This window comes from Stenotrophomonas sp. 2YAF22, assembly GCF_052114665.1.
In the GTDB taxonomy this organism is placed as follows: domain Bacteria; phylum Pseudomonadota; class Gammaproteobacteria; order Xanthomonadales; family Xanthomonadaceae; genus Stenotrophomonas; species Stenotrophomonas indicatrix.
In genome coordinates this window covers 1-6913 of sequence record NZ_JBFRFE010000180.1, presented here as the reverse complement: position 1 = coordinate 6913, position 6913 = coordinate 1, and the positions used below count along the sequence as shown (strand labels likewise).

Below are 6913 nucleotides of genomic sequence, written 5' to 3'. Positions count from 1 at the left end.
AAGTACGTCCATGTAAGCTCGGTCGCGCCATCCATGGCACTCACGCCCCCGCAACCGGACCCACCCCGCCTTCGACAGTTTTCTGMGATCTGTCGGAACGGCAAGGCCTGCCCTTGGTGGGTGTCGACCTTGGTCGACACGGATCTGACTCCAGAATTTCATTCGATATCTGRSAGATTTCATCCACGCATRGCGTGGATCTACTGGCCACCGGCCAACTGTCAGAGGTGGGKCGGTGTCGGATTGCGGGGTGTCCGCGGCATGGATGCCGCGGCCAAGCCCCCAAGGATGGGTTTACGGCGTCCCCGCGATCCGACACCGCCCCGCCACCCCACGGAATGCCCGCTGTTGCTGTTGCTTCGGCTGTTGCATTTGATCTGGCGGGTGCAGGGCGCAGCCCTGCTGAAAAACCCTTACTTCACTCGACGACCGGAACGATCGATGCGGAACCACTCGCCGCCTTCCATCGGCGTATGCCCGTCGCCATCGGGCGTGCCGCGGCGGCAGCCGTTGCAGACTTCGGCCACGCCGTCCTGGAATGGCCAGGCAAAATCGAACGTGGCCGCAATCACCTGTTCGAAGGCGGCGTTGAAGTAGCCCACGCGATCGCCGACGCGGCCGCGGAACAGGCCTTCCTGCAGGGAGTCGGCGCCGTTGTCCCAGGCGATCACCGCCTGGCTGCGGCCGCGACGGTCGACGTAGTGGAAGCCATCGGCGGTCTGTACCAGCGCCAGGCCATCGCCGTCGTAGGGAAGATCCTGCAGGGTCTCCGCGCTGATCTGCGGCTTGTCATTGACGACCTCGCAGCCGGGCAGCATCCACAATCCGTGTTCTTCGGTCATGACATTGCAGGCCGGCCCCTGCGCTGACGCACAGGTACTGGCCAGCACACCCAGCAGGGCCAGCCAGCGCGCACGGCGGAGACTGCCCAGAGCAGGGCGTGCCGGCCGCRCCATCACTTGGCCTCGGCCTTGCGTTCGAATGTGGCCGGTGCCGGCAGTTCCACCGGCACGCCCTTGTCATCGCAGGTGCCGGCCTGGCACAGGCGATCGCGCAGGGCCGGGGTGGCCTGCACGATCATGTGGTAGATCGCGTTCTGCTCCAGGGTGCCGCGGATCGCCTTGCTGCCCGGGCCGCGTGCCCAGATGCCGACGTCCTCGCCACCATGCGATTCGGACTTCATCGGTACCAGCGCTTCCTGCATGTAGTCGGGATGCTCGGTATCGACGTCGTGCAGGTTCGGGCGGCCGTTGGCCGGCTCGAAGCTGCTGGGGTTGTGCGGGTAGCGCTTCGGACCGGCCGGTTGCTGGTTGCTGGTGCCGGTGTGGCCGGGGCCGTTGGCGTAGCTCAGGGTGGTGTACGGCTGGCCGTTGCCATCCAGCGCGTAGTCGAGCTTGCCGGCGCCATCTTCGCCACCCTTGTCCTTCACCTTGCCCAGGATCGGATTGCCGCGGGCGGGGTAGCCGACGAAATTCAGGGTGTGCGAATGATCGGCAGTGACGATGATCAGGGTGTCATCGGCCGAGGTCAGCTCGTTGGCCACGCGCACCGCGTCGGACAGGGCCACGGTTTCGGTCAGCGCACGGTACGCGTTGCCGCTGTGGTTGGCGTGGTCGATGCGCGCGCCTTCGATCATCAGCACGTAGCCTTCCTGATGGCGCGACAGGTTCTTGATCGCCGCAGCGGTCAGCTCGGCCAAGCTCGGCTCACCGGCCGGGTCCTGCGGACGTTCGTACTCGTAGCGCATGTGGTCGGGCTCGAACAGGCCGAGGATCGCCGGTGCGTTGGCGGCGGCCTGCAGCTGCTTGCTGTTCCACACGTAGGCGCCCTGTGGGTGCGCCTGCTGCCATTCCTGCACCAGGCTGCGGCCGTCCAGGCGCTGGCCGACCTTGTCGTCGTACTCGGGGTCGCGCTCTTCCACGGTGGTGAACTCACCGCGACCACCGCCCAGGGCGACCAGCGGGCCGCGGCCGTAACGCGAGGTCGACAGCAGCTGCTGGGCGATGTCCTTGCAGCCGGCGGCCTTGGCCGCTTCGCTCAGGTCGGTGTCGTTCTCCCAGTTGCGCTCGGGCGAATGCGCATAGGTCGCGGCCGGCGTGGCGTGGGTCAGGCGTGCGGTGGAGACCACGCCAGTGGCCAGACCGGCGCTGTCGGCCAGCTGCAGCCAGGTCAGCAGCCCCTTGGACAGGCTGTCGGCGCAGTCGGTGCGGCTGCCGGCACTGACGCCGATCGCACCCATGTGGGTCTTCACGCCGGTGGTGATGGCGGTCATGGTGCCGGCCGAATCCGGGGTCTGCGAGTCGGTGTTGTAGGTCTTGCTGAACGCGGTGGCGGGGAAGCGCTCCCACGACAGCAGGTTCTCTTCGCCCGAGCCGCCCTTCTGCTGGCCTTCGTAGATGCGCGAGGCGGCCACGGTGGTCAGGCTCATGCCGTCACCCAGGAACAGAATGACGTTTTTGGCCTTGCCGGTCATCGCACCGTTCGCCGCCGCCTGCGCAGCGCCGCTGCGGTACCACCACTGCGGGGTTTCACCGGCCGGGTGGGCGACGGGGGCAACGGTGACCTTGAGGCCGGCCGGGGCGGACGCGGGAGCGGTGCTGGCGCAGGCGCCAAGCAGCAGGGTCGTGGCACAGGCGGCCAACAGGGAGACGGAACGGCGCATGGACGCTGGGATCTCACAAAGTGTAACGGGACGTTCATTATGCCCGGCCCTGCAAGGCACGCCGATGACACACTGATTTGCCACATGGGCGGTCGTTCTGCGGCCCGCCTTGGGCTATCGTGCCAGCATCCCTTCCTACCCCCTTGGATTGCCTATGAAGCTGGTCTCTGCCTGGCTGCGGATTCCATTCTGGCAGCGCGTGGTCGGTGGCTTCGTGCTCGGTGCGCTGGCCGGCTGGGCGCTTGGCCCGGCTGCTGAAACCTGGTTCGGCCCGCTCGGCGAGCTGTACGTCACCCTGATCAAGATGATCGCGGTGCCGCTGGTGTTCTTCGCGGTCATCAACGCGATCTCTTCGCTGCACGGCCAGAAATCGGTCGCCGCGCTCAGCGGGCGCACCTTCCTGTGGTTCGTGATCACTGCCGCGCTGGCGGTATGCGTGGGCCTGGGCGTGGGTACGGTGCTGCAGCCCGGCGCCGGTGGCCTGCAGCTGTCGATGGCCAGCAACTATGTGCCGCGCGAAGTGCCCAGCGTGGTGCAGGTGCTGCTGGATGTGGTGCCGTCCAACGTGTTCTACGCGCTGTCGGGTATCGGCACCAAGGTCAACGCCGCCGGTGAGACCGTGCTGGCGGCGGGCCGTGGTTCGATCCTGCCGGTGATCTTCTTCGCTGGCCTGGTCGGCTTTGCCATCGTCAAGCTTGGCGAGAAGGTGACCGAGGCGCGCAAGCTGGTCGGGCAGATGAGCGACATCATGATCCAGGTGACCCGCTTCGTGCTGGAAGTCACCCCGATCGGCACCTTCGGCCTGATTGCCGGCCTGGTCGGCAGCTATGGCTTCGAGAAGCTGTTGCCGCTGGGTCACTTCGTGCTGGCGCTGTACGTGGCCTGTGCGCTGCACATCGTGGTGGTGTACAGCGCGCTGCTGCTGGCACACGGGTTGAATCCGCTGAAGTTCTTCCGCGGTGCGGCGCCGGGCATGCAGGTGGCCTTCGTCAGTTCCTCCAGCTTCGCGGCGATGCCGGTCGCGCTGCGCTCCATTACCCACAACCTGGGCGTGAACAAGGACTACGGTTCGTTCGCGGTGCCGCTGGGCGCGAGCATCAAGATGGACGGCTGCGGTGCGATCTATCCGGCGCTGTGCGCGGTATTCATCGCCCAGTACAGCGGTGTGCCGCTGACGCCGGAGCAGTACGTGGTGGTGCTGATCGCTTCGGTGCTGGGCAGCTTCGGTACCGCCGGCGTGCCGGGTACGGCGGTGATCATGGCAACGGTGGTGCTGAGTGCGGCCAACCTGCCGCTGGAAACCATCGGTTACCTGTATGCGATCGACCGCATCCTGGACATGATGCGCACGATGACCAACGTGACCGGACAGATGCTGGTGCCGGTGCTGGTGGCCAAGGAAACCGGCCTGCTCGACCAGACGGTGTACGACAACCCGTCCACCAACGTCGGCATCGATGATCCCGACCCGAGTCCGCCGCGCGCCTGAAGCGGCACTGCAACGGGCTGTATCAGTACCTGTAACACTACTGATACAGCCCCGATGGCGCCTTGCGCAGTGGTGTTTCCTGCGCGTTAAGGCGAACGGAATCCGAACGAAGTTGTAACACTGTGGCGTCATGCCGCCGCGGTGTTACCCGTCAAACCCCCGCTGCGACGGACTTCCGGTGTTGGCACGAAAGCTGCTCTATCCCTGCGCATATGCAACGGGAGAGCGGCATGGACGGCAGCACCACCCTTTTCACTGTTTCTGGCCGGCGGCTTGCGCTGCTGCTGGTGCTGGCCGTTCCGCTGGCGGCTGCGGCCTCGGGTGCCCGCCAAGGGGTGAAGGCGCAGCCGGGTGAGATCGTCCTGCTGCGCGACGTGTCTACGCGCCCGGCCTACCGCATGGCGCCGCCCGGCATGGCGTTGATCGCCGATCCGAAACCGCAGCATGAGATCGCCGCCGCACTCGGCAGCAGCGGCGCTGCCAGCGGCATGGATGAACTCAGCGATGACGACTACGCCGGCCTCGGCGCTGGCCAGACCGGCAGCGTGCACGCGCACGGCGTCACCACTGTCGAGCGGGTGACGCAGCAGGCACTGGGCGGAACCCTTGGACGCTCGGGCGAGGGGATGATGAGCGGCAGCAGCCTCAGCGGTGCGATGAGCGGCCCGCTGGGGGCGGTCGGCAATACCACGCGCGGCATCGGCGATACCGTGCGTGGCGCACTGTCGCAGTTCCCGCTGGGCGCTCCGGCGCAGGCGGGTGGCAAGTGAAGCGCGCAGTGCTGCTGGCGGCCTGGCTGGCATTGCCCGCCTCAGCGCTGGCCGACGACTACAGCGGGATGCTGGCCTACCTCGACGTGACCCGCATCGACGGTCGCGCGCTGGCCGGTGCCAGTGGTGCCATCGCCATCAACCAGGCGGCGGGCGATCTCAACATCCAGGCCAATCTGCATGGCATGGCCAGCGGCGACCGCGCCGACGTGGCCATCGCTGCGCGGCAACAGCACAGCAACGACGTCGTGCTTTCGGCACCACTGGAAGCCAGCGCGCACATCGCCGGACAGGCCTTGGCAGGCGCCAGCGGCATTGCATCGATCAACCAGGCCAGCGGCATCGCCAACACGACGCTCAACGTCGTCAGCGCGACGCTGGCCCGGCAAGGAATACGCGAGTCCGATGACACGGCGTTGGCCGCCTCGGACATCGCGTCAGCAGGGGGGCAGGGCGATACCGGTGACGGTGTTGCGGCGGGTATCCGCAGTGTCGGCGTTTCGTCGACGGCACTGCGGGGCTTCGACGGTGTCCTGCAACTCAATCAGATCGCGGGAGCGCGAAACGACACGGCCAATGTTCTGGGCCTGGTCGTGCAGGGCAACCCGTGAGTACCACCCACCCGAACCAATCACCTGATGAGAGAGAGGGCACCATGAAAGCGACTGTCAAAAAGACCGTACTCGCCATGGCAATTGCCACTGCCTCGACCGCTGCTGCGGCCAATGGCTGGGACAACCAGAATGCCAATGCGAACATCAACCACAACCACGTCGTGACTGAAACCCGCAACGACACGCACAACCATACCGACAACGAAGTCCGCAACTGGACCCGCACCAACACCACAGTACGCAACAACACCGACACCTCGAACGTGACCCGCAATCGTACGGTGAACGTCAACGAGCAGGTGCAGAAGAACAGCAACATCCAGGCCGACGAGCGCAAGGAAAAGAACAACCACGGCGTCGACGTGAACCTGGAGAAGGATCTGCGGCTGAGTTCGGACATCAACTTCTCCGGCGATCCGACCATCACCGGTGACATCGACCTGGATTCGGCAGCCATCGCCGTGATCGACAACCGCCAGTCGATCAGCAACAACCTCACCGGCAACAGCCTGGTCACCAACAGTGCATCGATCGCCGATGATGTCGGTGCGGGTGCCTCCGGCAACCTCGGCTTCAACGTGGTGGCCGGCGACAACAACGCGCAGGACAATGCTGCGTCGCTGTCCGCTGCAGATGCTTCCTTCAGCTTCGGCATGGCCGACGCCGAGGTGTTCGTCAACCAGGCCGGCTTCGGCAACACCACCATGAACTCCGGCGTCACCAACGCCGCCGGCCTCGGTGGCAATGCCTTCGGCGGTGCCTCGGGCAACATCGGCGTGAACATCGCCTCGGGCAACAACAACGAGCAGAAGAACGCGCTCGCAGCCTCCGTGGCAACCAGTGCGATGGCGCAGTCGAGCATCAGCTCCAACCAGGTGTCCACCGGCAACACCGTGTCCAACGCCGGCTTCGTGCAGTCCTACACCGATACGGTGCAGGTCGGCCTGAGCGGTCGCGTCGCAGGCGGTACCCTGGCCGTGGGTGCCGGTACCTATCGCGGCACCGGCAATGCCTACCAGATGGCCAACTACTACCTCGATTCGTGGAGTGGCGATCTGCCGCATCCGGGTGGCAATGCGACCGGGCACATCGATCTGGACAACGAGATCCAGAATGCAACGATGAACCCGAACCGGCCGGGAGTGGGTGGCCTGGGCTTCGATACGCGTGAAAGCGGCACCAGCCAGTTCGTCGAGCTGGGCGTGGCCGACCTCTATGCCAGCCTCAGTGGCACGGTCAGCACCACCCGCTGGGTGAACGTCAATGCGACCAACACCTCGGCACTGTCCGGCAGCGCGTTCTCCGGCGCGTCCGGCAACATCGGCGTGAACGTGGCATCGGGTACCGGCAACCTGCAGGCCAACAGCCTGGCATTGGC

Annotated in this window: 6 protein-coding genes; 4 read left to right on the top strand and 2 right to left on the bottom strand. The window is 65.9% G+C overall.

Annotation, left to right across the window (positions count from 1 at the left end; translation table 11 throughout):
* Positions 1-413: 413 nt before the first annotated feature.
* The gene (locus AB4Y84_RS09180; protein WP_442250030.1) at positions 414-959 is read right to left on the bottom strand and encodes a WG repeat-containing protein; all 546 of its coding nucleotides are present in this window, start codon (positions 957-959) and stop codon (positions 414-416) included.
* Positions 956-2662 (bottom strand): alkaline phosphatase, encoded by a 1707-nt coding sequence (locus AB4Y84_RS09175; protein WP_442244095.1) that lies wholly within the window; start codon positions 2660-2662, stop codon positions 956-958. Before AB4Y84_RS09175 ends, AB4Y84_RS09180 begins: the two co-directional genes overlap by 4 nt.
* A 154-nt stretch (positions 2663-2816) precedes the next feature.
* On the opposite strand from AB4Y84_RS09175, the gene AB4Y84_RS09170 reads away from it, so the two are divergent.
* The 4 genes from AB4Y84_RS09170 to AB4Y84_RS09155 all read left to right on the top strand — a co-directional run.
* Positions 2817-4151, top strand: coding sequence for a dicarboxylate/amino acid:cation symporter (locus AB4Y84_RS09170; protein ID WP_025876066.1), 1335 nt, complete (start codon positions 2817-2819; stop codon positions 4149-4151).
* Between the two features lie 230 nt (positions 4152-4381).
* Positions 4382-4921 carry a hypothetical protein gene (locus tag AB4Y84_RS09165; RefSeq protein ID WP_363732349.1) on the top strand — a complete coding sequence of 180 codons (540 nt, stop codon included), beginning with the start codon at positions 4382-4384 and terminating at the stop codon, positions 4919-4921.
* A gap of 68 nt (positions 4922-4989) precedes the next feature.
* On the top strand, positions 4990-5532 hold the full coding sequence (locus AB4Y84_RS09160; RefSeq protein ID WP_425541520.1) for a hypothetical protein: 543 nt from the start codon (positions 4990-4992) through the stop codon (positions 5530-5532).
* A 44-nt stretch (positions 5533-5576) separates the two neighbouring features.
* Positions 5577-6913, top strand: a 1337-nt coding sequence (locus AB4Y84_RS09155) for an adhesin (RefSeq protein ID WP_442250028.1), incomplete at its 3' end; no start/stop codon positions are given.

Coding starts and splice junctions, on each gene's coding strand:
- AB4Y84_RS09175 (WP_442244095.1), bottom strand. CDS start 2,662: ATGCGCCGTTCCGTCTCCCTGTTGGCCGCCTGTGCCACGACCCTGCTG.
- AB4Y84_RS09170 (WP_025876066.1), top strand. CDS start 2,817: ATGAAGCTGGTCTCTGCCTGGCTGCGGATTCCATTCTGGCAGCGCGTG.
- AB4Y84_RS09165 (WP_363732349.1), top strand. CDS start 4,382: ATGGACGGCAGCACCACCCTTTTCACTGTTTCTGGCCGGCGGCTTGCG.
- AB4Y84_RS09160 (WP_425541520.1), top strand. CDS start 4,990: ATGCTGGCCTACCTCGACGTGACCCGCATCGACGGTCGCGCGCTGGCC.